This window comes from Streptomyces sp. NPDC041108, from assembly GCF_055592645.1.
On sequence record NZ_JBVIYK010000020.1, the window covers coordinates 1 to 25,601 of the forward strand.

The 25,601-nt window shown below is 69.7% G+C and carries 24 protein-coding genes and 1 pseudogene; 10 read left to right on the forward strand and 15 right to left on the reverse strand.

The genetic code is table 11. The features are described from left to right. Positions 1-144: 144 nt before the first annotated feature. Entirely contained in the window at positions 145-681 is a 537-nt protein-coding gene (locus tag ACZ6BB_RS36305; RefSeq protein WP_471619395.1) for a GNAT family N-acetyltransferase, read from the forward strand. Positions 682-717: 36 nt separating this feature from the next. Further along, entirely contained in the window at positions 718-1,107 is a 390-nt protein-coding gene (locus ACZ6BB_RS36310; protein WP_471619396.1) for a cupin domain-containing protein, read from the forward strand. A gap of 28 nt (positions 1,108-1,135) precedes the next feature. Here the strand turns inward: ACZ6BB_RS36310 and ACZ6BB_RS36315 are convergent, their stop codons facing one another. The 8 genes from ACZ6BB_RS36315 to ACZ6BB_RS36350 form a co-directional block, all read right to left on the reverse strand. After that, on the reverse strand, positions 1,136-2,776 hold the full coding sequence (locus tag ACZ6BB_RS36315) for a type IV secretory system conjugative DNA transfer family protein (RefSeq protein WP_471619397.1): 1,641 nt from the start codon (positions 2,774-2,776) through the stop codon (positions 1,136-1,138). Positions 2,777-2,879: 103 nt separating this feature from the next. Continuing rightward, on the reverse strand, positions 2,880-4,316 hold the full coding sequence (locus ACZ6BB_RS36320) for an ATP-binding protein (RefSeq protein ID WP_471619398.1): 1,437 nt from the start codon (positions 4,314-4,316) through the stop codon (positions 2,880-2,882). A gap of 54 nt (positions 4,317-4,370) precedes the next feature. Beyond that, a complete protein-coding gene (locus tag ACZ6BB_RS36325) occupies positions 4,371-5,909 on the reverse strand; it encodes an SCO6880 family protein (protein WP_471619399.1) in 1,539 nt (512 codons plus the stop codon). A gap of 23 nt (positions 5,910-5,932) precedes the next feature. After that, positions 5,933-7,255, reverse strand: coding sequence for a hypothetical protein (locus ACZ6BB_RS36330; RefSeq protein ID WP_471619400.1), 1,323 nt, complete (start codon positions 7,253-7,255; stop codon positions 5,933-5,935). Next, on the reverse strand, positions 7,245-8,105 hold the full coding sequence (locus ACZ6BB_RS36335) for a DUF8175 domain-containg protein (RefSeq protein WP_471619401.1): 861 nt from the start codon (positions 8,103-8,105) through the stop codon (positions 7,245-7,247). Before ACZ6BB_RS36335 ends, ACZ6BB_RS36330 begins: the two co-directional genes overlap by 11 nt. A gap of 204 nt (positions 8,106-8,309) precedes the next feature. Then, on the reverse strand, positions 8,310-8,618 hold the full coding sequence (locus tag ACZ6BB_RS36340) for a hypothetical protein (protein ID WP_055519934.1): 309 nt from the start codon (positions 8,616-8,618) through the stop codon (positions 8,310-8,312). Between the two features lie 1,003 nt (positions 8,619-9,621). Next, positions 9,622-9,843 (reverse strand): hypothetical protein, encoded by a 222-nt coding sequence (locus tag ACZ6BB_RS36345; protein ID WP_471619402.1) that lies wholly within the window; start codon positions 9,841-9,843, stop codon positions 9,622-9,624. A 66-nt stretch (positions 9,844-9,909) separates the two neighbouring features. Next, positions 9,910-10,188, reverse strand: coding sequence for a DUF397 domain-containing protein (locus tag ACZ6BB_RS36350; protein WP_471619403.1), 279 nt, complete (start codon positions 10,186-10,188; stop codon positions 9,910-9,912). A gap of 192 nt (positions 10,189-10,380) precedes the next feature. On the opposite strand from ACZ6BB_RS36350, the gene ACZ6BB_RS36355 reads away from it, so the two are divergent. Continuing rightward, entirely contained in the window at positions 10,381-11,325 is a 945-nt protein-coding gene (locus ACZ6BB_RS36355) for a C40 family peptidase (protein WP_471619484.1), read from the forward strand. Between the two features lie 233 nt (positions 11,326-11,558). Beyond that, a complete protein-coding gene (locus ACZ6BB_RS36360; RefSeq protein WP_471619404.1) occupies positions 11,559-12,281 on the forward strand; it encodes a phosphatase PAP2 family protein in 723 nt (240 codons plus the stop codon). An 88-nt stretch (positions 12,282-12,369) separates the two neighbouring features. Here the strand turns inward: ACZ6BB_RS36360 and ACZ6BB_RS36365 are convergent, their stop codons facing one another. Beyond that, positions 12,370-13,929 (reverse strand): FAD-binding oxidoreductase, encoded by a 1,560-nt coding sequence (locus tag ACZ6BB_RS36365; RefSeq protein WP_471619405.1) that lies wholly within the window; start codon positions 13,927-13,929, stop codon positions 12,370-12,372. A gap of 842 nt (positions 13,930-14,771) precedes the next feature. Here ACZ6BB_RS36365 and pstS point away from each other — a divergent pair. From pstS to pstB, 4 genes are all read left to right on the forward strand, one after another. Next, positions 14,772-15,902 carry a phosphate ABC transporter substrate-binding protein PstS gene (gene pstS / locus ACZ6BB_RS36370; RefSeq protein ID WP_471619406.1) on the forward strand — a complete coding sequence of 377 codons (1,131 nt, stop codon included), beginning with the start codon at positions 14,772-14,774 and terminating at the stop codon, positions 15,900-15,902. Positions 15,903-16,038: 136 nt separating this feature from the next. Further along, a complete protein-coding gene (pstC, locus tag ACZ6BB_RS36375) occupies positions 16,039-17,046 on the forward strand; it encodes a phosphate ABC transporter permease subunit PstC (protein ID WP_471619407.1) in 1,008 nt (335 codons plus the stop codon). After that, the gene (gene pstA, locus ACZ6BB_RS36380; protein WP_471619408.1) at positions 17,043-18,098 is read left to right on the forward strand and encodes a phosphate ABC transporter permease PstA; all 1,056 of its coding nucleotides are present in this window, start codon (positions 17,043-17,045) and stop codon (positions 18,096-18,098) included. The genes pstC and pstA overlap by 4 nt, the downstream gene beginning before the upstream one ends. An 88-nt stretch (positions 18,099-18,186) precedes the next feature. Beyond that, positions 18,187-18,963, forward strand: a complete 777-nt coding sequence (gene pstB, locus ACZ6BB_RS36385; RefSeq protein ID WP_336542494.1) for a phosphate ABC transporter ATP-binding protein PstB — start codon at positions 18,187-18,189, stop codon at positions 18,961-18,963. A 121-nt stretch (positions 18,964-19,084) separates the two neighbouring features. Here pstB and ACZ6BB_RS36390 read toward each other — a convergent pair whose 3' ends face one another. Both ACZ6BB_RS36390 and ACZ6BB_RS36395 read right to left on the reverse strand, forming a co-directional pair. Next, a complete protein-coding gene (locus tag ACZ6BB_RS36390) occupies positions 19,085-20,083 on the reverse strand; it encodes an inorganic phosphate transporter (RefSeq protein WP_471619409.1) in 999 nt (332 codons plus the stop codon). A 7-nt stretch (positions 20,084-20,090) separates the two neighbouring features. Continuing rightward, complete coding sequence (locus ACZ6BB_RS36395) at positions 20,091-20,711, reverse strand: DUF47 domain-containing protein (RefSeq protein ID WP_013002574.1); 621 nt, start codon at positions 20,709-20,711, stop codon at positions 20,091-20,093. Positions 20,712-20,899: 188 nt separating this feature from the next. Here ACZ6BB_RS36395 and ACZ6BB_RS36400 point away from each other — a divergent pair, with 188 nt between their 5' ends. Continuing rightward, positions 20,900-21,265, forward strand: a complete 366-nt coding sequence (locus ACZ6BB_RS36400; RefSeq protein WP_013002575.1) for a metal-sensitive transcriptional regulator — start codon at positions 20,900-20,902, stop codon at positions 21,263-21,265. Between the two features lie 115 nt (positions 21,266-21,380). Here the strand turns inward: ACZ6BB_RS36400 and ACZ6BB_RS36405 are convergent, their stop codons facing one another. The 3 genes and pseudogenes from ACZ6BB_RS36405 to ACZ6BB_RS36415 form a co-directional block, all read right to left on the reverse strand. Beyond that, entirely contained in the window at positions 21,381-21,566 is a 186-nt protein-coding gene (locus ACZ6BB_RS36405; RefSeq protein ID WP_471619410.1) for a hypothetical protein, read from the reverse strand. Positions 21,567-21,660: 94 nt separating this feature from the next. After that, a complete protein-coding gene (locus tag ACZ6BB_RS36410; RefSeq protein ID WP_471619411.1) occupies positions 21,661-22,494 on the reverse strand; it encodes an SCO4651 family lipoprotein in 834 nt (277 codons plus the stop codon). Between the two features lie 413 nt (positions 22,495-22,907). After that, positions 22,908-23,199: pseudogene (locus ACZ6BB_RS36415) on the reverse strand (NUDIX domain-containing protein); the annotation flags it as partial. 585 nt (positions 23,200-23,784) lie between these two features. Between ACZ6BB_RS36415 and ACZ6BB_RS36420 the strand changes: the two are divergent. Further along, positions 23,785-24,969 carry an ice-binding family protein gene (locus ACZ6BB_RS36420; protein ID WP_471619485.1) on the forward strand — a complete coding sequence of 395 codons (1,185 nt, stop codon included), beginning with the start codon at positions 23,785-23,787 and terminating at the stop codon, positions 24,967-24,969. A 188-nt stretch (positions 24,970-25,157) separates the two neighbouring features. Here the strand turns inward: ACZ6BB_RS36420 and ACZ6BB_RS36425 are convergent, their stop codons facing one another. Beyond that, on the reverse strand, positions 25,158-25,589 hold the full coding sequence (locus ACZ6BB_RS36425; protein ID WP_471619486.1) for an NUDIX hydrolase: 432 nt from the start codon (positions 25,587-25,589) through the stop codon (positions 25,158-25,160). Positions 25,590-25,601 lie beyond the last annotated feature (12 nt).

Genomic DNA, 25,601 nt, shown 5'->3' on the forward strand with positions numbered 1-25,601 from the left:
TACTGCAGGGGGGACCCTGTGGGAGAGTAGGACGCCGCCGAACAAATATTGGGAAAGGCCCACACCTTATGGTGTGGGCCTTTCTGCGTTTCCGGACCAGAAACCAGATGAACCCGGCGGCGGCCCGGCACTACCGTGGCCCGCATGAATCTGCTGGTGAGGGCTGTTCGGGCCGATGAGTGGCGGGCCGTGCGGGAGCTGCGATTGGCGGCGCTCCAGGACCCGGTGGCGCATCTCGCGTTCCTGGAGACGTACGAGGAGGCCTCGGCGAGGCCGGACTCCTATTGGAAGGAGCGGACCGAAGGGGCTGTGGAGGGGGTCCGGGAGCGGCAGCAGTTCGTGGCGGAGGGCGAGGACGGCCGGTGGGTCGGGACGGTGACCGTGCTCGTGGAAGAAGCCGGCACGCGGGACTTCTTCGGGGGAACCGTCGAGCGGCGGCAGGCGCATCTGGTGGGGGTGTTCCTGCGGGACGGACACCGGGGGAAGGGCGTGGGTGAGGCGCTCTTTGCGGCCGCGGTGGAGTGGGCTCGGGGCGTCGGCGTCGAGCGGGTGCGGTTGTTCGTGAACGAGGGGAACGGGCGGGCCGCGGCCTTCTACCGGCGGATCGGTTTCGTGAGCAGCGGGGTGACGGTCGAGGGCGATGAGGGGCAGGAGTTGGAGTACGTGCTGACGGCCGCGTAGTGGGCCTCGGGTGGGCTGGTGTTAGCGTTCGGCGGCATGGACGACAGCGTGTATGTGGGCAACGCGGGCAAGGACGCGGCGCTGGACCGCGGGTGGTTGCTCGGGCACTTCAAGGCGGAGGGGGATCCTCGCCGTAGTGAGGCCGTGGAGATCAAGTGGGGGGTCCACCCGCAGGGCGACACGCGTGCGCAGTGGGTGCGGGGCGAGGAACGTACCGCTCTCCAGGTGCTGATCAGCGGTCGGTTTCGGGTCGACTTCCCCGGTCGTAGCGTCGTACTGGAGCGCCAGGGCGACTACGTGGTCTGGGGGCGTGGGGTGGATCACTCCTGGGTCGCGGAGGAGGAGTCGGTGGTGCTGACCGTGCGATGGCCGTCCGTTGCCGGGTACGCGGTGCCTTCCGAGGGCGAGCAGCCGTCGGCGGAGTGACCGAACCCCCCGCGGTTGTGAACCGTCTCTACGGCAGCGGGAGTTCGTGGTTCGGCCAGCGGGATCTGGCCTGTTCGCGGGAGCGGAGGAGGGCCAGGGTGGGGAGGCCCTGGTCGGCGCCCGTGGTCAGGAGCGCGGGGAGCTGGGGGAGTGGGGCCACGGCTGCCACGTCGTCCAGGACCAGCGTGAGTGGTGGGTCGAGGCGGCCGGAGGATGACCGTTCGGCCATGCGCCGGCCGCGCTCGACCACGCTTGAGGCGAGGGCCGTCAGCAGCGGCATGGCGGAGGGGTTCGCCTTGGGGTCCTCGATGGGGTCGCCGACCACAAAGAGCGTTCCCCCCTCGCGTACGAAGGAATCCAGGGCGAGGGAGTCGGCGCGGTTCGGGGTGCAGGATTCCCTGACGTTGACCGTGGAGAGGGCGGAGAGGGCCCTCGCCGTCAACTGCTGAGCGATGTCGCGGCGTTCGGGGTGCGAGGTGAGGGCCGACTCCAGTTCGCCGGCCGCGCCGGGGGCAGCCTTGGGGTTCGTGCGCAGGGTGCGGACCGCTTCCTGGACATTGCCGCCCTGGGCCCAGCGGTGCAGATGACGGATGGTGCGGTTGTCTATGGCGGCGGCGTGGAGGTAGCTGCGCAGAAGGGTTTCCGCGGTGTCCGCCATGGCCTGGTCGATCTTGGCGGTGGGGCGGATGGCGGCGAGCAGGGCGGTCGCCCTGGCCACCGCCGTCGGCTTGTCCTCGCAGCCGGTGACGGGGGACCAGTGCAGGCGGGCCGGGGTGTCGCAGCGGTGCGCGGGGTCGTAGAGGAGGACCGGGCCCAGTTTCGCGCGGGCGTCCTTCGTCTCCGACCAGACCGCGGGGTCGGAGGTGATCACCAGGGCGGGGCCCTCGGCGTCCCGTACGGCCTGGACGGCGGTGGGGCGGCGGGACTCGGCGGGGCCCAGGACGACGGGGGGAACCGGGGGGATCGTGCGCGTCCATCCGCCCGTGTGCGGGCCGATCGCTGTGTCGGCTTCGGCCGGTGAGGCGGGCGGTGACGGTGTGGAGGGGGCGTCGTGCCGTGGCTCGGGGAGTGGCGGGGCGAGTGTGGCGGGGAATCCCGCGGGCGGGGCGAGGCCGCCGCTGCGTGGGGGGAGCGGGGCTGTCGGCTCCCCGTGGGTGTCGGTCGCCGGGGCGGTGTGGGGGGTGCTGCCTCCGGTGGGGGGCTCGGCGGGGGCGGCCTGTTCCACCGGGGCGTGGGCGTGGGCGGGGGAAGCGGTGGGCGGCGCCGCCGTCGCGGCTGTCGGTGTCTGGCGCCGGGCGGCCTTCTCGCGGGCCCGTACGGCCCTCCAGCGGGCCAGGGTGCCCATGGTGAAGACGGTCAGGACGAGGAGGACCATGAGCTGGCTGATCACGAGGCCCCAGAAGAGGCCGTAGCCGGAGAGCTGGTCGGCGGGGGTGTCCGGCCAGGCTGCGGCGAGGTCCTGGGGGGCGGAGACCAGGTTGCGTACGGCGAGGGGGGTGCGGCCGAAGGTGACGGCGTCGGGCCAGGCGCCGTGGGCGAAGACGCCGGCCAGGCCGGTGGCCGACCAGACCAGCACGGTCAGGCCCACCAGGAAGCCGAGGAGGGCGATCAGCAGCCCGTCGGGGATGCCGCCTCCGCCCTGCCGGGGGTGCCGGTCGTCCGGTCTCATCGCATGCCGCCGTTCACGCTGTCACCTTGCCCTGGCCCGACCCTGTCCGTTCGTTGCCGCCCGTACCGGCCCGCTCGTACTGCCCTGTTCATCCCGGCCCGGGTCAGGCCACCGTCGACTCGGAGGAGCCGTAGCCGTCGATCTCGCTCAGCCGGTGTTCGACGAAGGCGGCCGCCCGTTCCTCCGCCTCCAACTCGGCGGCGCGCAGGGCGTCGTCCTCGTCCAGCAGGTGGTCGGCGGACGATTCGGTCATCGCGCGGTCGGTGAAGACCAGGGGCCGTTCGGTCTCGGTGATCAGGTGTTTGACCACCTGGACGTTGCCGTTGACGTCCCAGACGGCGATGCCGGGGGTAAGGGTGGGGATGATCTCCACCGCCCAGCGGGGCAGGCCCAGGACGCGGCCCGTGGCTCTCGCCTCGTCCGCCTTCTGGGCGTAGATCGTCCGTGTCGAGGCCATCTTGAGGATGGCGGACGCCTCCTTGGCCGCCGCGCCGTCGACGACGTCCGACAGGTGGTGGACGACCGCGACGAAGGACAGGCCGAGCCGTCGGCCGAACTTCAGCAGGCGCTGGAAGAGCTGGGCGACGAAGGGGCTGTTGATGATGTGCCAGGCCTCCTCGACCAGGAAGATGCGCTTCTTCCGGTCGGGGCGGATCCAGGTGTGTTCCAGCCACACGCCGACGATCGCCATGAGGATGGGCATGGCGATGGAGTTGCGGTCGATGTGGGACAGGTCGAAGACGATCAGGGGCGCGTCGAGGTCGATGCCCACGGTGGTGGGGCCGTCGAACATGCCGCGCAGGTCACCGTCGACGAGGCGGTCCAGGACGAGCGCCACGTCCAGGCCCCAGGCCCGTACGTCGTCTATGGCGACGTTCATCGCCTCGGCGGACTCCGGCTCGGGGTGGCGGAGCTGCTCGACGATGTCGGTGAGGACCGGCTGGCGTTCGACGATGGTCTCGTTGACGTAGGCGTGCGCGACCTTGAGGGCGAAGCCGGAGCGTTCGTCGAGGCCGTGGCCCATCGCGACCTCGATGATCGTGCGGAGCAGCGCGAGCTGCCCCGTCGTGGTGATCGAGGGGTCGAGGGGGTTGAGGCGGATGCCCATGTCGAGGGCGGCCGTCGGGTCCAGGCGGATGGGGGTTATTCCCAGCTCCTCCGCGATGAGGTTCCATTCGCCGACGCCGTCCTCGCCCTGGGCGTCGAGGACGACGACCTGGCGGTCGCGGAACCGCAGCTGCCGCAGGACGTACGTCTTCTCCAGGGCCGACTTGCCGTTGCCGGACTCGCCGAGGACGAGCCAGTGCGGGGCGGGGAGCTGCTGGCCGTAGAGCTGGAAGGGGTCGTAGATGTAGCCCTTCCCGGAGTAGACCTCGCGGCCGATGATCACGCCGGAGTCGCCGAGGCCGGGGGCGGCGGTCGGCAGGTACACGGCCTGGGCCTGGCCCGTGGAGGTGCGCACGGGGAGGCGGGTCGTCTCGACCTTGCCGAAGAGGAAGGACGTGAAGGCGTCCGTGAGGGCGGACATGGGGTCTCGCATCAGCGCTTCACCTCCAGGTGCGGTTGGGTCGGGTGATCCCGCATCGCGGCAGCCCTACCTTCGGATTCCGGTGGCGAACGGGAGCGTGTTGACGAAGGCCCGGTGGTGTTCGCGGTCGCACCACTCCAGCTTGAGGTACGACTTGCCGGCCGAGGCCCTTATCGTGCGCTTGTCGCGTGCCAGTGCCTCCGGGGAGCGGGAGGAGACGGTGATCCAGCCGACGAGGTTGACGCCGGCCGCGCCGCTGGCGAGGTCCTCGCCGCGCTGGTCGAGGCGGGAGTGGGAGGCCACGTCACGGGGGTCGACGGTGCGGTTCATCTTGGCGGCGCGGGACGCCTCCGCCTCGTCGTTCGTCTTCTCCGTGAGCATGCGTTCGATGGCGACCTCGGTGGGTTCGAGGTCCATGGTGACGGCGACCGTGCGGATGACGTCCGGGGTGTGGACCAGGAGGGGCGCCAGGAAGTTGACGCCGACCGGGGTCATCGGCCATTCCTTCACCCAGGCCGTGGCGTGGCACCAGGGGGCGCGGGTGGAGGACTCGCGGGTCTTGGCCTGGAGGTAGTCCGGCTCCATCGCGTCGAGTTCGGCCGGCCAGGCGTTGCGCTTGGTCATGGCCTGGATGTGGTCGATGGGGTGGTCCGGGTCGTACATGGAGTGGATGAGGGAGGCGAGGCGGCCCTGGCCGAGCGGCTGCCGTACGCGGATGTCGGCCTCCTGGAGGCGCGAGCAGATGTCGGTCAGCTCGCGGGCCATGACGACGGCGAGGCCGGCGTCCTTGTCGAGCTTGCGGCCCTTCGGGCGGGCGGCGCGGGCCATGGCGTGGCCCTCGGCGGCGAGTTCGCGGGAGTAGTGCATGCAGGCGACGAGGTACGCGCGGTGCTGCTCGCTGCTGGTGGAGACCATGGACTGGAGCTGGTCGTACGACTGCTGCAGCCAGCCGGGCGAGCGTTCGTCGCCGCGCTGGGCGACGTCCTTGGCGTGGGCGTCGGGGTCGGCGGGGAGGGTGCGCGCGAGCATCTGCAGGCGGGTGACGAAGCCGTCGCCGTTGGCCACGTGCTTGAGGAGGGTGCCGAAGCGGTCGACGAGGGCTTCCTGGTCCTCGGAGTCGCGCAGGCCCACGCCGGGACCCTCGATCTCGATGGCGGCGGTGACGGTCCGGCGGTCGGCGTGCAGGAGGACGGCGATCTCGTCGGGGCCGAAGGGCGCGGCCAGCCAGGTGATGCGGCCGATGCCCGGCGGGGGGCCGACCTCGACCTCTCGGCCGTCGAGGCGGGTGCCGGCCTCCATGTTGGCGGAGCGGTACGTCGTGCCGCGGCGCAGGCTGCGCTTGTAACTGCGGTTGATCTCGAACCACTTGTAGAACGTCCGGCGCTTGTACGGCACGTACACCGCGGCGAGCGCGAGCATCGGGAAGCCGGTGAGCAGGGCGATGCGGGGGACGAGTACGGGGACGAGGAGGCCGCACATCATGCCGAGGAACGCGCCCGTGATGATGAGCGCGATCTCGCCGGACTCGCGGTTCCGGCCGATGATCGCGTTCGGCCGGGCGCGGCCGATCAGATACGTACGGCGGGGCGTGACTGGATGGGACATATGGGCCGCGTGGGAATCAGTCGTCAACGCCCTTCACCTCCCGTGCGGTTGCTGTTGCGGGTGTTGCCGGCGTGGGGGGTGTTGACCGGGCTCGTGCGGGGCGGGGGTGCGGCGGAGGGGACAGTTCCGCCGCCTCCGCCCGCGGGGCGCGAGCTGTGGGCGGCCACGCCGCCGGATGCGGGGTTGGCCTGGCGGGGGGTGGTGTTCCCGCCGCCGTTGTTGTCGGCCCGGGAGCTGTGGGTCTTGATGCCCTGGGCGACGAGGCTGGCCGGGGAGCTGATGACGGCGGCGGCCTTGCCTTCGGCGCCGCGCATGATGCGGTTGTTGCGGGAGCCGGCGATCTCGTCGCCGAAGCCGGGGACGAAGCGGTAGATCATCGCCGAGGCGAAGATGGCGAGGAGGATGATGGCGAGGCCGGAGACGACGGCGGAGAAGGCGTTGGGTCCGTCGTCCGCGGAGAGTGCGCCGGCGAGGCCCAGGACGATCACGATCACGGGTTTGATGAGGATGACCGCGATCATGATGCCCGCCCAGCGGCGGACGTGGCCCCACAGGTTCTTGTCGACCAGGCCGGCGTAGACGACCGTGCCGAGGAGTGCGCCGACGTAGAGCAGTGCGGCGCGGATGACCAGCTCCAGCCAGAGGACGCCGGCGGCGAGGATGGAGACGAGGGAGACGACGATCAGCATGATCGGGCCGCCGCCGATGTCCTCGCCCTTCTTCAGGGCGCCGGAGAAGGTGCCGAAGAAGGTGTCCGTCTGGTCGCCGGTGGCTTTGGCGAGGACGTCGGTGACGCCGTCGGTCGCCGATACGACGGTGTAGAGGATCAGGGGGGTGAAGGCGGAGGCGAGGACGGTCAGCCAGAGGAAGCCGACGGCTTCCGAGAGGGCCGTGGTGAGGGGGACGCCCCGCACGGCCCGCTTCGCCACCGCGAGCAGCCACAGGACGAGGGTGAGGATCGTCGACGCCGCGAACACGACGGCGTACTGCTGCAGGAACTTCGGGTTCGTGAAGTCGACGTTCGCGGTGTCGTTGACCGCGGCGGAGAGTTTGTCGATGGTCCAGGAGGCGGCGTCGGCGCAACCTTGGGCCAGGGAGGAGAGGGGGTCGAGGGTGGTGGTGAGGTCCTTGGGGGTGGTCCCTGACCCGCCGCCGCCACCGCCGTTGTCGCTCTCGCAGAACTCCCGGGCCGCGCCGGAGAGCAATGAGCAGGAATCACCGCTGGGAGAGGGAGAGGGAGACGGTGTAGGTGCGGCGACAGCGTGCGTCGCGAACAGCAGCAGCGTGGTCTGTACGGTTGCGAAGGCTGCGGTGACCTTGAGTACACGGCGTGACCTACCGGGCATAGGTGAACCCTCCGTACTCCTCGACAGCCTTCGAGATCTCGTCGGACGTCGAGACCTTGTTGTCGCCGTTGACCGGCGCGGGGCCTTCCTTCTGCGCGAAGCTGTCGACCTTCCAGTCCTCGTTCTCCCAGCGCAGTTGGAGGGTCATGGTGAACCAGTCGCTGGTGACAGGGTTGGTCGTGGTCTCGGAAGCCATGCCGAACACGCCTGTGCACCAGACCTCGACGGTCGCGGTGCTGTCCGAGTAGCCGGTGGCGGTGGTGCCGACCGGCATGGTGCGTGAGACGTACGTACTGCCGGCCGGTGCGTTGCCGTTCTCGTCCAAGCCGACCTTGGTCAGGAAGTTCTTGCTGTACACCTTGTTCAGACTGTTTTCCAGGTCGGTCGACTTGTCGGCGGCGAAGACCTGCCGCACGATCGCGCTTCGCCGGGAGGGCTTGAGGATGTCGGCCGAGACCAGCACCACGGAGTAGTTGGCGGCAGCCGATTCGGCGCCCTGCTGGTCGTGGGCGAAGCCGGAGGGGATGCCACCGGTCTTGGTGGTGACCGGCCGTTCCCCCGAAGCCGCCGTCGGTGCCGTTTTCGTCGTGTCGCCGCCGGAGTCGTCCGTGGTGTCGCTGTCGCCGCCCCGGTTCGCGAAGGCGATCGCGGCGATGAGGAGGACGACGACGCCGACGATGGTGACGAGGCTTCTGGAGGAGGAGCGGGGGCGGCGGGGGGCGCCGCCGTAGGGGTCGCCACCGCCTTCGGGGAGGCGGGTTCGGGTCTGGCCGGTGCCGGCGTATCCCCCGTACGCGTCGTCACCGGAGCGTGAGGACTCGCCGTACCCCTGCTCGTCGCCGAGACTCATGCCGCAGTCGCCCCTTCAACTTCGACGTCGTACCGAAAGGCGTAGCAGTACGACGGTAGCCGCGCTGGTTCCCGCGCGGGCGCGGTGTGGAGACTCGACATCAGGGAAACGCAACCTCAGCCGGTGGGCACGACGGACAGGTGGGGTGGGAGGGGGAACCGGGCGGAGCCGGCGGCCCGGCCGGGACGTGGGCGGGCCGCCGCGCTACACGGCCATGCCGTACACGATGGTGAAGAGCGTGCCCAGGGAGCCGATGATGAAGACGCCGGTGAGGCCGGCGATGATGAGGCCCTTGCCCTGTTCGGCGCTGAAGGTGTCGCGCAGGGCGGTCGCGCCGATGCGCTGTTTGGCCGCGCCCCAGATCGCGATGCCGAGGCAGAGGAGGATGGCGACCGCCATCACGACCTCGATCATCACGCGTGCCTCGTTGCCCAGGCTGCCGAAAGGCCCCCAGTCCGGGGCGATTCCGCCGATGATGGTGGTGATGTCGCCCTTGTCGGCCGCAATGAACATGTAAGTCACCGCCCCTAGTGGGTCGTTCTGTTGTCTTCGGTGGCTGTGCGGCGCGTGCGCCGGGGCGTCCGCTCCGCACGCCTCCACGCGGGTGCGCAGAGGTCGAGCCCATTCTCGCCGACAATCACGCCGACGTATGTCGACTTGGCGTCATTGATTGGCGGTTTTCGTACGGATCCCTTGCCGCCGGCCCGTGCGGGCCCCTAACGGGGGGCGCGGAACGGTAAACGAAGGGCCGTATCGTCACTCTGTGTATCACGGCGGGTCACGCCGGGCAACGAGGATGAAACGGAACCTGTGGTGTGGTTCCGTCGTTATTCCCCTTTCGTGCCCTCTGGGGGCTTGCCCGGCCCCGCTTCTGACGGGGTGTCGGGATTGTTCTGTCGTTCCGTTGTTCTCCGGAGTCCGAGTGTGCCTGATGTGGACGTAAGGGTCGTGTGTGGGGGGCGGGTGCCCCGGCGGGGCTGAGCTTTGGCCAGAACTGCATGGGATCGCGATCGCGACTTTGGCGCAAATGATCGGCTGGGCGTCCCTGGGGCGATCCCGTTCGTCCAGGCGTCAGGCACGGTGCGGTGCGGTGCGAACGCGGTTGGCCGGGTGTGTTCCCCACCTGAGGCGTTGTCAGAGTCGTGGATGTTGGGGAGCGTTGCTGTGGGCCGCTTCCGGCACGGTGGGCGTCGCGGCTCAGGTGTGTGTGCTTGTCCACGTGCTCGTGAACAGTTCGTGCGGGGGATCGGGCACAGGAGGCGGGGGAACGGGCCGCGCAGGTCGGTCGGGGTGGGGGCGTCGGCTCTGTGGTGGGTCGGTTTGGCGGTTTCCAGGGGGAGGTGGGGGGACTTGAGGTCGGTCCACGGGCCCGGTACGAACACCGTGCGTCCCGCTCTGGGGCGCTTGGCCCGCTCCACCGCGCCCGTGGTCAGCAGTTCCGTCTCCGCGGCCCTGTGCCGGGCGGGAGTCCAGTCGTTCCAGCGGCGGATGTTCTGGTCGGTGGGGCGGGCGAGGGTCAGGAGCTGGAGGTGCAGCGTCGCGGCCTCGGGGCCGACGCCCACTGCTCCATGCCGGTCAGGAAACGGCCCGGCTTCTCGTACGCCACGGAGATCCGCGCGCGCAGCGCCGCCAGCGCGTCGAGCGCCACGGGCTCGTCGGCCGGGTCGTGCGCTCTGACCCAGTCGACGTACACCGTCGACGTGTGCGGCTGCGTCGGGAGCGGGACGTGGACCTTCATGTCGAGATCCTGGCACGCCCCGCTGACACCGCCGTCGGCCGGCGTGAGCCTCGGCCCTGGGGTCTTCTACGTCTCGTTCGCCGGCTCGAACCCCTCGAACCCTGCGACGCCCGCCACGAAGTGGTCGAACTCTCCCGCCCGTACGCCGAGTACGAAGGCGTCCCACTTCCTGCGGTTCGTCGTGACGACGTTGTCCGGGTCGCTGGTCTCGCGGAGGTGGACGAGGGCCTCGGGGTCGTCCGCGCCGTCGCCCCGCTCGAAGGCGACCTCGATCCAGGGGCCGGGGCCGGTCGCGCCCTCGGGGGCGGCGCGGATCCAGTCGAGGTCGGGGGGGATGTCGGACATGGGGGCGTCCCTCCTCGGGGTCGGGGCAGTCGTCGTGGGCCGGCGAGCGGGGGCCTCCGGTGATCATTCCCCAGGCGGGTGGCCGCCTCTACACTTGCTGACGGCGGACTGGCGCGCGGTGAGGGGCGGTTGACGGTGCGTAAGGCATGGATCGTGGCGATCGCTGCCTGCAGCGTTGGGCTCAGCTTCGTGATGCTGCTGGTCGTGGGCGTCTACATGGTCGCCGGGAACCTCGCGGGCGGTATCGGCGGGAGGTCCGTCGGGCTGGCCAAGGGGGCCGTCCCCGCCGCTTATCAGACCCTCGTGCAGAAGTGGGGCAATCTGTGCGACGCCATCAATCCGGCGTTGCTGGCCGCACAGCTGTACCAGGAGAGCGGGTTCAATCCGAAGGCGCAGAGCCCCGCCGCGGCGCAGGGGATCGCTCAGTTCATCCCGGGGACATGGGCCGCGCACGGGGTCGACGGGGACGGGGACGGCGATCGTGACGTCTGGGACCCGAATGACGCGATTCCGTCGGCCGCCTCGTACGACTGCTCCCTCGCGAAGTACGTGAAGGACGTCCCCGGTGATCCGACGGCGAACATGCTCGCTTCCTACAACGCGGGGGCGTACGCCGTCATCAAGTACGGGGGCGTCCCGCCGTACAAGGAGACGCAGAACTACGTCAAGACGATCACCACGCTGTCGGAGAGTTTCGCCGCGCCCACGACCCGGGTCGATCCCAGCGAGCAGGCGGCCGGGGCCATCGCGTACGCGCAGAAGAAGCTGGGGACGCCTTATCTGTGGGGTGGCACCGGTACCGCTGAGCAGGGCGGACGCTTCGACTGCTCAGGGCTGACGCAGGCGGCGTACGAGAGTGTGGGGATCACGCTGCCGCGGGTCGCGAACGATCAGTACAACGCCGGGCCGCATCCGTCGAGGGACGAGCTGCTGCCCGGGGATCTGGTGTTCTTCTCCGACGACCTCACCAACTCCCGGACCATTCGGCACGTCGGTATCTATGTCGGGGGCGGATATATGATCGACGCTCCGCGCACGGGGGCCGTCATCCGTTTCGACCCGATTGACACCCCCGACTACTTCGGTGCCACCCGGGTTACGGAAGATGGCGCGAAAGCATTGCCCACAACGGTCTGACAGCGCCGTAATTGTCTGTGAACCCCTGCCCTGAGCTGCAGAGACGTGTCTCTCTTCGATAACGTCTGAGTGATCATTCGGTGGAGGGTGGAACGCATTGAAGGGGAGTGTGCGTTCCTGATTGACGTAGCCCGTTGACGCTCATGCGGAAGCACTACGTACCACGGGGGTGGCAGAGCGCGGCGCACGTAAGGGTGCGGTCGCGAGAACGATGACGAAAGGGCCGCAGCACGATGGCTGGACTCGCCGCGCATGCCGCAATTGCCGCTGAATCCGGATCGAATCCCGACGTCGAGCTGCTCTACGAGATCAACGGCCTCGCCAAGGACGCGCCGACCTGGCTCGACCGGGTGATGGAGTTCGTGGGTGAGTACGGACTGCTCTTCGCGATGGTGCTGCTGATCCTGTGGTGCTGGTGGGGCGTGCGGAAGCGGGGCGGGGAGGATGCCGCCTCGTCCGTGGCCGCGTTGATGTGGGCGCCGCTCGCCGCCGGGGTCGCCGTGCTGGTGAACGTGCCGATACGCGGGTTCGTGGAGCGGCCCCGCCCCTTTCTCGACCACGAGGGGCTGGAGGTGCTCGTCTCCGGCAAGACCGACTACTCCTTCGTGAGCGATCACGCGACGCTGATCATGGCGATGGCGGTGGGACTGTTCGTCGCCAACCGGAAGTTCGGGATGGTCGGGCTGGTGATCGGCCTGCTGGGCGGGTTCATCCGCGTGTACATGGGCGTGCACTATCCGACCGATGTGATCGGTGGGTTCGCGCTGGGGACCGCGGTCGCGCTGTTGCTGTCGCCGCTCGCGATGGCTCTCCTCACGCCGTTGATGAAGGCGGTGGAGCGGTCGCCTCGGGTCGGGTGGGTCGTGCGGGCCCGGGGGCGGGACGGGCGGCGTGCGGTGATTCCGGGGGCTCGGGTGGGTGGGGCTTCCGCGGAGGAGCGGGATCTGGCTGCCTGAGGGCCCGAACGGGGTGCTGTATGCGGCTCAGGTGTGCCCGGGGGCCCGGTGCGGCTTCTCGCGCAGCTGCCCGCGCCCCTGACGGGCCCTAGAGGGCCTGCGGGAAGGTGAAGAAGCGCTTCGGGTCGTACTTCTTCTTCAGGGTGGTCAGGCGGGGGGCCGCGTCCCCGTAGTACGCCTTCCTCCAGTCGGTGAGGGTGGGGTCCGTGTAGTTCTGGTAGGCGGCGCCGGAGGCGTGGCGGGCCATGGACTTGTGGGCCTTGTCGAGCCAGGACTGGGCGGTCGTGCCGGAGGTGCCGGACTTCCAGGAGGCGAGGTACTGGGCCAGCATCCGGGAGCGGCGGTGGACGAAGGCCGTGGCCGTGGGGGAGACGCGGTTGACCTGGCCGCCGAGGGCGGTCAGGGCGATGCTGCCGGCTCCGCCCTTCACGCCCGTGATCTGGGTCAGCAGGGTCTGGACGCCCGCCGAGGAGATCGAGCGGTCGAAGAAGTCCGAGCGGGCCGCGTACGTCTCGCGGCCCAGCGCGCCCTGCGGGGAGCGGCCCGGGGTCGAGCCGGGCAGATGGCACTTGGCGTCGGCCGAGAAGGAGCCGCAGCCCGCGTACCCCTCCATGGCGTCCTCGTACGAGCGGCGCTTCAGGGAGACGCTGCGGGCCGGGGTGCCGACGCGGTCGGCCAGGCGGTCGAGGGCGTTCTCCAGGTCGCCGTAGGTGCCGAGGGAGAAGGCGGCGACCGCGACGGACGGGCTGCCCCCGTTCTCCAGATGGCAGGAGGACCAGATCTCGTCGGGCTGCGTCGGGCCCCACTCCTGCCAGGCCCTCACCACGGCGGCGGCCTTGGACCAGGGCCAGGTGAGGTACGCGGTGACGCCCTGGGGGGCGGGGTGGGTCCGGAAGCGGAGTTCGGTGACCACGCCGAAGTTGCCGTTGCCCGCGCCGCGCAGGGCCCAGAAGAGGTCCTTGTTGGTGGTGGCGTTCGCGGTCAGTTGCTTGCCGTCGGCCGTGATCAGTGTGGCCTGGGTGAGGCTGTCGCAGGTCAGGCCGTAGGCGCGGGAGGTCACGCCGTGGCCGCCGCCGAGGGTCAGGCCGGAGACGCCGACCGTCGGGCAGGAACCGGCGGGGATGGTCACACCCTTCGCGGCCAGGGCGCGGTAGACGTCGATCAGCTTCGAGCCGGCGCCCACCACGGCCTCGCCCCCGGAGGCGCGGACCTTGTTCAGCTTGGAGACGTCCATGACGAGGCGGCCGTTGCCGGAGGACCAGCCCGCGTAGGAGTGGCCGCCGTTGCGTATCGACACCTTGATGTCGTGGGCCCTGGCGTAGGCGAGGGTCGTACGGATGTCGTCGGCGTGGGCGACGTAGGCGACGGCGGTGGGCTTCAGGGTGTCGAAGCGGGTGTTGTAGAGCTGCCGGGCCGTGGACCAGGCCTTGTCGCCGGGGCGGAAGAGGGGGCCGTCGAGGTCGCGGGCGAGGGCGGACCAGTTGGCGGCGGAGGCCCTGGACGCGATGCCCGTGCCGGTGGTGGTGGCCGTGCGCAGGGAGGTGTCCGTGGCGCGGGTGGCGGGGCCGGGATCCGTGCCGGTGCAGGCGGAGGCCGTCAGCGTGGTGAGCGCGGCCGCGCCGCCTCCGATGAACATGCGTCGTTCCATGTTGCGTCTCCCGGTGCGCCGCGTGGTGGGTCGTGGAACGAGACGGGGTTGGTGGTGACGGGGTTCCCGGATTCGCCCCTGTCTCCCCTGCCCGTTCCGGTCCTCGGGGGCTGCGGTCCTTCGGACCCCGATTCTGCGGCCGCCGCTCCCGGAGGTTGCCGCCGGGGTCCCGGATCGTCGATGTGGGGGCTTCGTGAGGGTCTCCTGAGGGGTTCGCGCGGCCCCCCGTACCCCTTGGGTCCCGTGGACCCCTTCTGCCGGACCTCCGCGTGGCGCCGCGACACCCGGCCCGCGGCCCCACGCGCCCTACGCCCGGCACTCTCTCCCCACGCGCCCTACGCCCGGCACGCGCCCGACGCGCACTGCGCCCGGCTTCGCTCACGCGGGGCCGCATCGAGGACCGCCGGCGGCCGGGCCGGAGGCCATGGGCGGGCGTAGGGAGGGCCCGAACGGGGGATGGTTTCTCTCTGTAGTTGAATGGGTTCGGAGAGTTACAGGATCTGGGAGGGGTGGGGCCGTGTGGAACGCTGGGGTTCCGTGGGGCGCGTGGTCATGGGCCGCGGGATCGGAATCCGCGCGTGCTCTTCCCGTGAGCGTTCCGTGACCTCACCGCACTTTCGGCAGGGGTTCACTCGCCGTTCACTTCCGTCCATCGGCGGCTTCACCTGATCTGCCTAATTTCGGCCTTACCCGGTGCGGGATGTGGGCCGAAATGAGGCCGTGCAACCCGTGACGACAGCAGTTCGAGGGACTGACGGCATCGACCGGGCAGGTCCCGAGGCTGATACGACGACTTCGCACGCCGCCATGTGGACGGCGGCTCCTGGAAGGAACTCCCGAAAGTGAAGCTTCAGCGCAAGAACCGGCTGCGCGCCCTTTCTCTCGGTGCTGTCGCCCTCACCGGCGTCCTGACCCTCTCGGCATGCGGGTCCGACGACACCGGTGGCGGCGCGAGCGGCAGCGGCGACAGCCCGGCGGCCGCCGGCAAGATCGACTGCGGCGACGCCAAGGGCCAGCTGCTGGCCGACGGCTCCTCCGCGCAGAAGAACGCGATCGACGCCTGGGTGAAGCAGTACCAGAGCACCTGCCGGGACGTCGTGATCAACTACAAGGGCAGCGGCTCGGGTGCGGGCATCACCGCGTTCACCCAGGGCCAGATCGCCTTCGCGGGCTCCGACTCGGCGCTGAAGCCCGAAGAGGTCACGGCCTCCAAGGAGGTCTGCAAGGGCGGTCAGGGCATCGACCTGCCGATGGTCGGCGGTCCGATCGCCGTCGGTTACAACGTCCCGGGTGTCGAGAACCTGATCCTGGACGCCAAGACCCTCGCCCTGATCTTCGACAGCAAGATCACCAACTGGAACGACAAGGCCATCAAGGCGCTCAACCCCGACGCCGAGCTGCCCGACCTCAAGATCCAGGCATTCCACCGCTCGGACGAGTCCGGCACCACGGACAACTTCACCAAGTACCTGATCGCCGCGGCCCCCGACAGCTGGAAGTACGAGGGCGGCAAGGCCTGGCAGGCCAAGGGCGGCCAGTCCGCGCAGGGCTCCTCCGGTGTCGCGCAGGGCGTGAAGGAGACGAAGGGCGCGATCTCCTACATGGAGCTGTCCTACGCCAAGGACGGCATCAGCACGGTCGACGTCAAGACCGGTGCCGCCACCCCGGTGAAGGCGACCGTGGAGAACGCCACCAAGGCCATCTCCGAGGCCCAGGTCGTGGGCACCGGCAAGGACCTCGCGCTGAAGCTGAACTACACGCCGACCGCCGAGGGCGCCTACCCGATCACCCTCGTCACGTACGAGATCGTCTGCGACAAGGGCAACAAGGCGGACACCCTGACCGCCACGAAGTCCTTCCTCACCTACGTCGCTTCCGAGGACGGCCAGGCGCTGCTCTCCGAGGCCGGGTACGCCCCGATGCCCGAGGAGATCATCACCAAGGTCCGTACGACCATCTCGGAACTGAGCTGACCCGAGTGCGGCCCGGTCCCGACGGGACCGGGCCGCACCGTCCGGTGCACCGCCGCCAGGAGTCCGCCGCCAGCGCGGGTGGCTCCGCCCCGAGCCGCCGCCCGTACCGCGCCGGCTCCGCAGACCGGAGAACCTGATGGACATATCGACCAAAGACACTCCCGCTCCCCCCACCCCACCGACTTCCGAGGCCCGCGAGGACAAGCGCGTCGAGCGCGGCGTCACCCGCCTCGGCGACCGGGTCTTCCTCGGCCTGTCCCGAGGGTCCGGCATCTTCCTGCTGGTGCTCATGGCGGCCATCGCCGTGTTCCTCAGCTACCGGGCCGCGCTCGCGATCAGCAAGGACGAGGCCAACTTCTTCACGACCTTCGAGTGGAACCCCACCGCGGTCCCGCCGGTCTTCGGCATCGCGGTGCTGGCGTTCGGCACCGTCGTCTCGTCGGTCATCGCGATGGCCATCGCGGTCCCGGTCGCGGTCGGCATCGCCCTCTTCATCACGCACTACGCCCCGCGCAGGCTGGGCGGCCCCATCGCGTACGTGATCGACCTGCTCGCCGCCGTGCCGTCCATCGTGTACGGCCTGTGGGGCATCCTGGTCCTCGTGCCGCAGCTCGACGGGCTCTACGGCTGGCTGAACGACTACCTCGGCTGGACCGGCGTCCTCGAATGGCAGGGCGGCGCCCCCCGTTCGATGCTCACCGTCGGCATCCTGCTCGCGATCATGATCCTGCCGATCATCACCAACGTGAGCCGTGAGGTCTTCCGCCAGGTCCCGCGGATGCACGAGGAGGCCGCGCTGGCCCTCGGCGCCACCCGCTGGGAGGTGATCCGCATGTCGGTGCTGCCCTTCGGGCGCTCCGGCGTCATCTCCGCCTCGATGCTCGGCCTCGGCCGGGCGCTCGGCGAGACCATGGCCGTGGCGATGGTCCTGTCGTCCAGCTTCGAGATCAACCTCAGCCTGCTCGACCCGGGCGGCGGCACCTTCGCGCAGAACATCGCCAGCAAGTTCAGTGAGGCCACAGAGATGGGCCGGGACGCCCTGATCGCCTCCGGTCTGGTCCTGTTCGTCATCACCCTGCTGGTCAACGGCGCGGCCCGGCTGATCATCGCCCGCCGCAAGGAGTTCTCGGGGGCCAACGCATGAGCAACGCAACTCTCACCCCGAAGGGCCCGAGCACGCTGCGTGCCGCGTCGCTGCCCAAGTGGTTCGCCTGGGCGGTCGCCGCGGGCTCGGTGGCCCTGGGCCTCGGCATCAGTGCCGTGGCCGGCCTCGAAAGCTCCATCCAGTGGGCCCTGATCGCGGGCGTCCTGTTCGTCCTCGGCTCGTACGGCATCGCCGCGCGCGTCGAGGGCAAGCGGCAGGCCAAGGACCGGGTCGCGACCAGCCTCGTGTGGGTCGCGTTCCTGCTCGCGGTGATCCCGCTGGTCTCCCTCATCTGGGAGACCATCAGCCGCGGTGTGAAGGTCCTCGACGTCTACTTCCTCACCCACTCGATGGGTGTGGTCTCCACCACCGAGCCCGGCGGCGGTATCTACCACGCCATCCTCGGCACCCTGGAGCAGGTGGGCATCGCCGCCGTCATCTCCGTGCCGGTCGGTGTGCTGACCGCGATCTACCTGGTCGAGTACGGCCGCGGCAGGCTCGCCAAGGCCGTCACCTTCTTCGTCGACGTCATGACGGGCATCCCGTCGATCGTCGCGGGTCTGTTCATCCTCAGCACCTGGATCCTGATCCTCGGGATGGGCCCCTCCGGGTTCGCCGGCGCGATGGCGCTGACCATCCTGATGCTGCCGGTCGTCGTCCGCTCCACCGAGGAGATGCTCAAGCTCGTCCCGAACGAGCTGCGCGAGGCGTCGCTGGCGCTGGGCGTGCCGAAGTGGCGCACCATCCTCAAAATCGTGCTGCCGACCGCCATCGGTGGTATCACGACAGGTGTGATGCTCGCGGTCGCCCGTATCGCCGGTGAGACCGCTCCGGTGCTGCTGCTGGTGTGGGGCTCGAACTACATCAACGCGAACCCCTTCACCGACCCGCAGGCCTCGCTGCCGATGTACATCTATCTGCAGTTCCAGCAGAGCGGCGGCTCCGGAGCGGCGTACGACCGTGCCTGGGCGGCGTCGCTGACGCTGATCGCCTTCATCATGATCCTGAACCTGGCGGCCCGCGGTATCGCCCGCTGGAAGGCCCCACGATGACGAGGACAACGTGCGGCTGTGCCGCGCGGCCGGTCGCTGACGCGGCCACACAGCGACCAGTTCCCCCGCGAAAGAAGCAGTGATCTCCATGGCCAAGCGAATCGACGTCAGCGGCCTCAACGCCTACTACAGCTCGTTCCGGGCCATCGAGGACATCTCGATGGCCATCGAGCCCCGCACGGTGACGGCCTTCATCGGCCCCTCCGGCTGCGGCAAGTCCACGTTCCTGCGCACCCTGAACCGGATGCACGAGGTCACGCCGGGCGGCCGGGTCGAGGGCAAGGTCATGCTCGACGACGAGAACCTGTACGGCGCCGGGGTCGACCCGGTCTCCGTGCGGCGTGAGGTCGGCATGGTCTTCCAGCGTCCGAACCCGTTCCCCACGATGTCGATCTACGACAACGTGGCGGCGGGCCTGAAGCTGGTCGGCGGCAAGAAGAAGGCCGAGCTGGACGAGATCGTCGAGAAGTCCCTCAAGGGCGCGAACCTCTGGAACGAGGTCAAGGACCGCCTGGGCAAGCCGGGCTCCGGCCTCTCCGGTGGTCAGCAGCAGCGGCTGTGCATCGCCCGCGCGATCGCGGTCGAGCCGAAGGTGCTGCTCATGGACGAGCCGTGCTCCGCGCTCGACCCGATCTCGACGCTCGCCATCGAGGACCTCATCGGTGAGCTGAAGGAGCGCTTCACGATCGTCATCGTGACGCACAACATGCAGCAGGCGGCGCGTGTCTCCGACCGTACGGCGTTCTTCAACCTCGCGGCCGTCGGGCAGCCCGGCAAGCTGATCGAGATAGATGACACGGAGCGGATCTTCTCCAACCCGTCCGTGCAGGCCACGGAGGACTACATCTCCGGGCGCTTCGGCTAGGCCGTCGTCCGCGAAGGACCCCTCGTGGTGCTGCATGGCGGTGCCGCCGCGAGGTAGGTGAAGGGCCCGCCCCCGGAAGACCGGGGGCGGGCCCTCCGCCGTTCTCGGGGGTGCCCCGCCCCTACAGGAAAGCCAGGTTCACGATCCAGAAGCTCGCGGCGGCGACCAGGGCCGCGGCCGGCATCGTGATGAACCAGCCGAGGATGATGTTCTTGGCCACGCCCCATCGGACGGCGTTGATGCGCTTGGTGGCGCCCACACCCATGATCGCCGAGGTGATGATGTGGGTGGTGGAGATGGGGGCCTTGAAGATGAAGGCCGTGATGAACATGATCGACGCGCCGGTGGTCTCGGCGGCGAAGCCCTGCGGCGGGTCGAGTTCGATGATCTTGCGGCCCAGGGTGCGCATGATGCGCCAGCCGCCCGCGTACGTGCCGAGGGAGAGCATGACCGCGCAGGCGATCTTCACCCAGACCGGGATGGGGTCTCCGTAGTCCTCGACGTCCGCGATGACCAGGGCCATCACGACGATGCCCATCGTCTTCTGGGCGTCCTGCAGACCGTGGCCGAGGGCCATGCCGGCCGCCGACACGGTCTGCGCGATACGGAATCCGCGCTTGGCCTTGTGCGGGTTGGCGCGGCGGAAGATCCACATGATCGCCGCCATCACCAGATAGCCGACGACCAGGCCGACCACCGGTGAGATGAACATGGGGATGACGACCTTTTCGAGGACGCCGGACCAGTAGACCGTCGTACCGCCCGCGAGCGCCGCGCCCACCATGCCGCCGAACAGCGCGTGGGAGGAGGACGAGGGCAGGCCGAAGTACCAGGTGACGAGGTTCCAGGTGATCGCGCCGACGAGGGCCGCGAAGAGGATGCCCATCCCCTTGGAGCCCTCGGGCGTGGAGATCAGGCCCTCGCTGACGGTCTTGGCGACGCCGCTGCCGAGGAACGCGCCGACGAGGTTCATCACCGCGGCCATGGCGAGAGCCGCGCGGGGCGTCAGCGCGCGGGTCGACACCGAGGTCGCGATCGCGTTCGCGGAGTCGTGGAAGCCGTTGGTGTACGTGAAGAAGAGCGCGACCCCGATGGTCACGACCAGAGCGAAGGTGTCCATGAAGGGTTCAGGACTCCTTGACGGCGATGGTCTCCACCGTGTTCGCCACGTGCTCGAACGCGTCCGCCGCCTCCTCCAGCACGTCCACGATCTGCTTGAGTTTGAGCACCTCGATGGCTTCGTACTTGCCGTTGAAGAGCATGGCCAGCAGTTTGCGGTGGATCTGGTCGGCCTGGTTCTCCAGGCGGTTGACCTCGATCCAGTACTCCGTGAGGTTGGCCATGGTCCGCAGGTTCGGCATGGCCTCAGCGGTCAGCTCGGCGGCCCGCGCCAGCACCTCGATCTGCTGCTCGACGCCCTTGGGCAGGTCCTCGACGTTGTAGAGGACGACCAGGTCGACGGCCTCCTCCATGAAGTCCATGATGTCGTCGAGGGAGGACGCGAGGTTGTAGATGTCCTCGCGGTCGAACGGCGTGATGAACGAGGAGTTCAGCTGGTGGAAGATCGCGTGGGTGGCGTCGTCACCGGCGTGTTCGGCGGCCCGCATACGCTCTGCGATCTCGGCCCGGCCGGCGGTGTCCGCCCCGAGCAGTTCCATGAGGAGCTTCGAGCCCGTGACGATGTTGTCCGCGGATGCGGCGAACATGTCATAGAAGCTCGTCTCCCTGGGGGTCAGACGAAAGCGCACGTGGGGTCCTCGGTATGCATGGGTTTCGGTCAGGCTGATGCTAGGCGCATCATCCGGCCACGGCTAATGGGCCGTCCACCAGTGTCGCCCATCAGCGAGATCGGTCGGCACGGGGGCTGCCCGCAGGGCGTATACCCGCCAAAGTTCGCTATCATATACCCGGTAGGGGTATATGTCTGGAGGCTGCGATGACGACCACAGGGGCCGGCGCGGGAGCGCCCTCGGCCGTAGACGGTGTGGAACAGGGTGTCGTGACCGACCACGACCGTGGAATCCACGGGTACCACCATCAGAAGGCCGAACACCTGAAGCGTCTGCGGCGCATCGAGGGGCAGATCCGTGGGCTCCAGCGGATGGTCGACGAGGATGTCTACTGCATCGACATACTGACCCAGGTCTCCGCCTCCACCAAGGCCCTGCAGTCCTTCGCGCTGCAGCTCCTGGAGGAGCACCTGCGGCACTGCGTCGCCGACGCGGCCCTCAAGGGCGGCGCCGAGATCGACGCGAAGGTCGAGGAGGCCACGAAGGCGATCGGCCGGCTGCTGCGGACCTGAGCGCCGGAGGAGTCGGGAGCGGCGCCGCCCGGGGTCGCTTTTCGGCCACCGGGAGCGCTCGCCGGGGCGGGGCCGAGGTGTCCCGCCGGGTGGTGCCGTTCCGTGCGGCCGTCCGCTACCGGGGCGGGGTGTCCTCGGGGGCGCGCTCTTCCCGGACGCGCAGGACCTCGTCGATGCGATCGGGGCTGAGGCGGTCGCCGTCGGTGGTCGAGGCCGCGATGATGAGGTCGCCGCAGAGTTCGATCTCGGCGAGGGCCACGTGGTCCTGAACCGCCGTACCGCCTGCCGGAGCCACGCGCATCACCTCTTCTCTGCCGCCACCGACCCCTAGGGTAGGCAGCGGCCCACAGCCCGCGCATGGCACCAACGGACCATTTCCGGCCCCGTACTCTCCGCTACTCCTCCGCGATCTTCCCGGCGTAGATGTCCTCGGGTTTCGGCAGCCGGACGGTGACGGGGACGCCGAAGTCGTAGAGCAGAGTCGTCGAGGCGACGGCGATCGTGCCCGGCCGGCCGCCGTTGACGAAGCTGAACCGGTGGCGGACCTTGCGGATACGGCCCTCGTCGTCGAGATAGGCGTCGAAGGGCACCCGGGCGGTGGCGAAGCCCCGGGCGGCGGCCCGCAGGGGAGCCCGGTTGCCTTCGGAGGCCGCGCGGGAGGCGGTGGTCAGATCGGCGGTGCCGCGGTAGTGCCGGACGCGGGTGCCGTCCACCTCGCTCTCGCCGACGAGCCGCGCCGTCCGCGTTCCGCGCAGCACCTCGGCCGCGGCGAACGGGTCGGTGGCGCCGCCGGTGACCAGATTGCCGTCGGAGAGGGTGCCCGTGTCGACGCGGACCCATTTGTCGGCGGGCACGCCCGCACCCCGGTTCTTCATGAACAGGGCGCCGGGGGCGAGGAGTTCGGTGATCGGGCGGTGCTCGCTGCGGCCGGCGGGGTCGTACGGGAGCAGCACCTTCAGCCGGCCGAGCCGTCTGCCGTAGTCGTAGACGCCCTCGCCGTGGATGGTCACCCGGGTGCCGCCGGTGGCCATCTCCATCTCCGTACGGGCCTTGGAGCTGCCCGCGCGGACGAGGGCCGGGGCGGCGCGGTGCAGCAGGTCCACCGGGTCGGAGGGGAGGGAGTCGTCGTCGGGGCCGCCGCCGTGGCAGCCGGTGACACCGGTCGCGCCGACGAGGAGTCCCGCCGCGACGAGTGCCGCGCCCGTTCTGCTGTGCCGCCGCGTCACCATCGCCTGCCAACCCCCTGGCCGGGTCCGAACCGGGTCTTCTGCTCGTTCGGATAACGACAGGTCGGGGAGGTCGTCACGCGGGAGCGCGCGGGCCGGGGAGCGGGGGCGCCCGTCGGCCGGGGCCGACGGGCGCGGAAGGGGTCGTGGCCGCCCGCCCTGGGTAACGTTGTCGGTGTGGCGCATCATGGCGAGCCGGTACTCCCGCAGCAGCATCGGACGACCACCGTCGAGCAGGGCCGGTTCTGTGTGGCGAGATGCAGCTGCGGCTGGCGCGGGCCCGCCCGACGGGCCAGGAGCCTGGCCCGGACGGACGCGGAGGGGCACACGGCGAGCGGGGTGTGAGCGGCGGGCCGGGTGAGCGTGGCGCGGCCGCCGAGCGGGTGGGCGTCAGGCGTGGCGGAGGCCGCCGGGAACTCCTCGACCGGTTCGCGGTCGCGGGGCCGGGTGAGGCGGTCACGGGCGGCGGCCGGGCTTTAGCCAGAGGATCCGGTCCACCTCCTCGCCGGGTGTGAAGTGACCGCCGGTCACCTCGGCGGCTCAGTAATCCACCTGCTTGGCACGGCGGTTGACGACGTAGTGGGCGGTGGGCAGCCGGGGGCCGGGCGCGCAGCGGTGGCCGGTCTTCTCCTCGACCTCGCGCAGTGCGCCGGTGAGGGCGTTCTCGTCGCGCTTCAGCTTCCCCCTGGGATGCGACGGGTCGTCATGGCATCCCTGGAGGACGGCTCACGTGGTGAGCTTCGCGAGCTTTCCGTAGCAGGTGAGGGGCGACGGCGAGGCCGAGCAGGGCGAGGGAGCGGGAGCCCTTTCGCTCGTACCGGACGGTGAGCCGACGGCAGCCGGACGGTCAGGCGATCGACCGCCCGTTCTTCCAGCGGTGGAACCGAGCCCGGAACGGCCGGTTCGAGCCGGGCGGCACCCCGTGATCCGGCTGGTGACCCCGCCCTTCCCGAGAGCGGGCCGAGGCCGGAATCAAGCACCGACACGACCGGCAGAGTGAATAACACACATCTTGCACCTCGTTCGGTCTCCTACGCATATGTACTTTATTGGGCTATTGCTAGCTTTTGACTGGTTGATGACGGCTCATCATCATCGGCAGGCTCCCGCCCCGAGGGAACTCACCGTGGAGGCGGGGATGCCCTTGTGCCGGTGCGGCTGAGCTCAATGACGACAAGAAAGGCCAGTCTCATGACAGTCGTGGACGTACCACCTCCGCCGCGAGGCAGACCCCGTATACACCGCCGCCTCAAGGCGCGTCTCGCAGTGGTGCCCGGAGTGGTACTGCTGGCCATGGCCACTCTGGCCTGGAACACCACCGCGCAGGCAGCAGAACCCCCCGTTCCGCTGGGGACCGCCGAGAGCTACGCGATCCTGGCCGGTTCGACGATCACCAACACCGGCGACTCCGACATCATCGGCGACGTGGGGCTCAGTCCGGGCACCTCCGTGACGGGGTTCCCGCCCGGAGAGATCTTCGGCGCCCTGAACATCGCCAACGGCGCGGCTGATCAGGCGAAGCTGGATCTGACCACGGCCTACAACAACGCGGCCGGCCGAAGCGGGACTTCCGTTGCGGTCGAACTCGGCGGACGCGTACTGGGGCCCGGCGTCTACTCGAACCCGACGTTGGGAATCACCGGAGAACTCACGCTCAATGCCGAGGGTGACCCCAACGCCGTCTTCATCTTCCAGACCACAGAGACGCTGATCACCGCTGCGAACAGCAGCGTCAGACTCATCAACGGTGCGCAGGCCTGCAACGTGTTCTGGAAGGTGGGCAGTTCCGCCACCCTCGGGACAAATTCAGACTTCGTGGGCACCATCATGGCCCTGGCATCCATCACGCTGAATACGGGCGCCGACGTCCAGGGCCGAGCACTTGCGCAGACCGCCGCGGTGACGCTGGACAACAACGACATCACGAGGCCGTTCTGCGTGACCGGGCCCGCCGGCCCCAGTGGTCCTCCTGGACCCACGGGACCTGCCGGCCCCAGCGGACCTGCCGGTCCCAGCGGACCTGCCGGTCCCACCGGGCCTCCCGGTCCCACCGGGCCTGAGGGCCCCCCGGGAGACACCGGTCCCACCGGGCCTCCCGGATCAGTCGGACCGACCGGGCCTGCCGGCCCCAGCGGTCCTGCCGGATCGGTCGGACCCACGGGACCTGCCGGACCGACCGGTCCTGTCGGGCCCACCGGGCCTGTCGGACCTGAGGGCCCCAAGGGAGACACCGGACCTCAAGGTCCTGAAGGGCCGCAGGGTCCTGAGGGGCCGCAGGGTCCTGAGGGGCCGCAGGGTCCTGAGGGGCCGCAGGGTCCTGAGGGACCGGGCGGTGGCCACGACGGCCACGGGGACCACGGCGGTCACAAGCACCACTGCTCCAAGCACGAGGGTCCTCCCCCCTGGGAGGAGCACGGGAAGGACTGGCCGTGGAAGGCCAAGTCCAAGGCCAAGTCCCAGGCGAAGTGCGAGGACTGAGCGACACCACGGCCTCGTCTCCTTGAGGAGGCCTGCGAAATGAGCGAGGGGCGTCCTCCCCGGGGGGCGCCCCTCGGCTTTGAGCGTGGACGGCTCACCCGGCCGTCCGCCCCGGCCCTGGCCGGGGCATCCCTCGCGCAACACGGGAAGGACTCGCCGGAGCGCACCTTCACACGCGAGCCCGCCCTCTAGCGGTCCAACCCTGTCTTGTGCAGCGCTTCGAGGAGCGAGGACACCATGGTTCGGTCCCTCTCGTGCGTGAGCCGCTGTGTCGCGGCCTCAGGAGGCAGCCAGAGGAGGTCGGAGACTTCGCTGTTCGGGGTGAATGTGCCGCGCGTCGCTTCGGCCGCCCAGTAGCGCACTTGCTTGGGGCGCCCCTGGTGGTCGGTGTAGTGGACGGTCGGGAGTTCCGGGCCGAGGGCGCATCGCATGCCGGTTTCCTCGAGTACTTCGCGGAGGGCGCCGTCGCGAGCGTCTTCGTCACGCTTGAGCTTGCCCTTCGGCAGAGACCAGTCTGACCACTTCGGCCGGTAGACCAAGGCCAGTTCGATGCCCCCGCCGGAGGACGACCGGCGCCACAGGGCGCAGCCCGCGGCACGTACCAGTGGTGTGATGTCCATCACTACCTCGAT

What these genes read in the sequence shown, in the direction of transcription:
- ACZ6BB_RS36390 (WP_471619409.1), bottom strand. Translation starts at nt 20,083, where the DNA reads ATGGACACCTTCGCTCTGGTCGTGACCATCGGGGTCGCGCTCTTCTTC.
- ACZ6BB_RS36335 (WP_471619401.1), bottom strand. Translation starts at nt 8,105, where the DNA reads ATGAGTCTCGGCGACGAGCAGGGGTACGGCGAGTCCTCACGCTCCGGT.
- ACZ6BB_RS36360 (WP_471619404.1), top strand. Translation starts at nt 11,559, where the DNA reads ATGGCTGGACTCGCCGCGCATGCCGCAATTGCCGCTGAATCCGGATCG.
- ACZ6BB_RS36320 (WP_471619398.1), bottom strand. Translation starts at nt 4,316, where the DNA reads ATGCGAGACCCCATGTCCGCCCTCACGGACGCCTTCACGTCCTTCCTC.
- ACZ6BB_RS36400 (WP_013002575.1), top strand. Translation starts at nt 20,900, where the DNA reads ATGACGACCACAGGGGCCGGCGCGGGAGCGCCCTCGGCCGTAGACGGT.
- ACZ6BB_RS36405 (WP_471619410.1), bottom strand. Translation starts at nt 21,566, where the DNA reads ATGCGCGTGGCTCCGGCAGGCGGTACGGCGGTTCAGGACCACGTGGCC.
- pstB (WP_336542494.1), top strand. Translation starts at nt 18,187, where the DNA reads ATGGCCAAGCGAATCGACGTCAGCGGCCTCAACGCCTACTACAGCTCG.
- ACZ6BB_RS36340 (WP_055519934.1), bottom strand. Translation starts at nt 8,618, where the DNA reads ATGTTCATTGCGGCCGACAAGGGCGACATCACCACCATCATCGGCGGA.
- ACZ6BB_RS36305 (WP_471619395.1), top strand. Translation starts at nt 145, where the DNA reads ATGAATCTGCTGGTGAGGGCTGTTCGGGCCGATGAGTGGCGGGCCGTG.
- ACZ6BB_RS36345 (WP_471619402.1), bottom strand. Translation starts at nt 9,843, where the DNA reads ATGAAGGTCCACGTCCCGCTCCCGACGCAGCCGCACACGTCGACGGTG.
- ACZ6BB_RS36410 (WP_471619411.1), bottom strand. Translation starts at nt 22,494, where the DNA reads ATGGTGACGCGGCGGCACAGCAGAACGGGCGCGGCACTCGTCGCGGCG.
- ACZ6BB_RS36425 (WP_471619486.1), bottom strand. Translation starts at nt 25,589, where the DNA reads ATGGACATCACACCACTGGTACGTGCCGCGGGCTGCGCCCTGTGGCGC.
- ACZ6BB_RS36310 (WP_471619396.1), top strand. Translation starts at nt 718, where the DNA reads ATGGACGACAGCGTGTATGTGGGCAACGCGGGCAAGGACGCGGCGCTG.
- pstC (WP_471619407.1), top strand. Translation starts at nt 16,039, where the DNA reads ATGGACATATCGACCAAAGACACTCCCGCTCCCCCCACCCCACCGACT.
- ACZ6BB_RS36420 (WP_471619485.1), top strand. Translation starts at nt 23,785, where the DNA reads ATGGCCACTCTGGCCTGGAACACCACCGCGCAGGCAGCAGAACCCCCC.
- ACZ6BB_RS36325 (WP_471619399.1), bottom strand. Translation starts at nt 5,909, where the DNA reads ATGTCCCATCCAGTCACGCCCCGCCGTACGTATCTGATCGGCCGCGCC.
- ACZ6BB_RS36355 (WP_471619484.1), top strand. Translation starts at nt 10,381, where the DNA reads ATGCTGCTGGTCGTGGGCGTCTACATGGTCGCCGGGAACCTCGCGGGC.
- ACZ6BB_RS36315 (WP_471619397.1), bottom strand. Translation starts at nt 2,776, where the DNA reads ATGAGACCGGACGACCGGCACCCCCGGCAGGGCGGAGGCGGCATCCCC.
- ACZ6BB_RS36365 (WP_471619405.1), bottom strand. Translation starts at nt 13,929, where the DNA reads ATGGAACGACGCATGTTCATCGGAGGCGGCGCGGCCGCGCTCACCACG.
- ACZ6BB_RS36350 (WP_471619403.1), bottom strand. Translation starts at nt 10,188, where the DNA reads ATGTCCGACATCCCCCCCGACCTCGACTGGATCCGCGCCGCCCCCGAG.
- pstA (WP_471619408.1), top strand. Translation starts at nt 17,043, where the DNA reads ATGAGCAACGCAACTCTCACCCCGAAGGGCCCGAGCACGCTGCGTGCC.
- ACZ6BB_RS36330 (WP_471619400.1), bottom strand. Translation starts at nt 7,255, where the DNA reads ATGCCCGGTAGGTCACGCCGTGTACTCAAGGTCACCGCAGCCTTCGCA.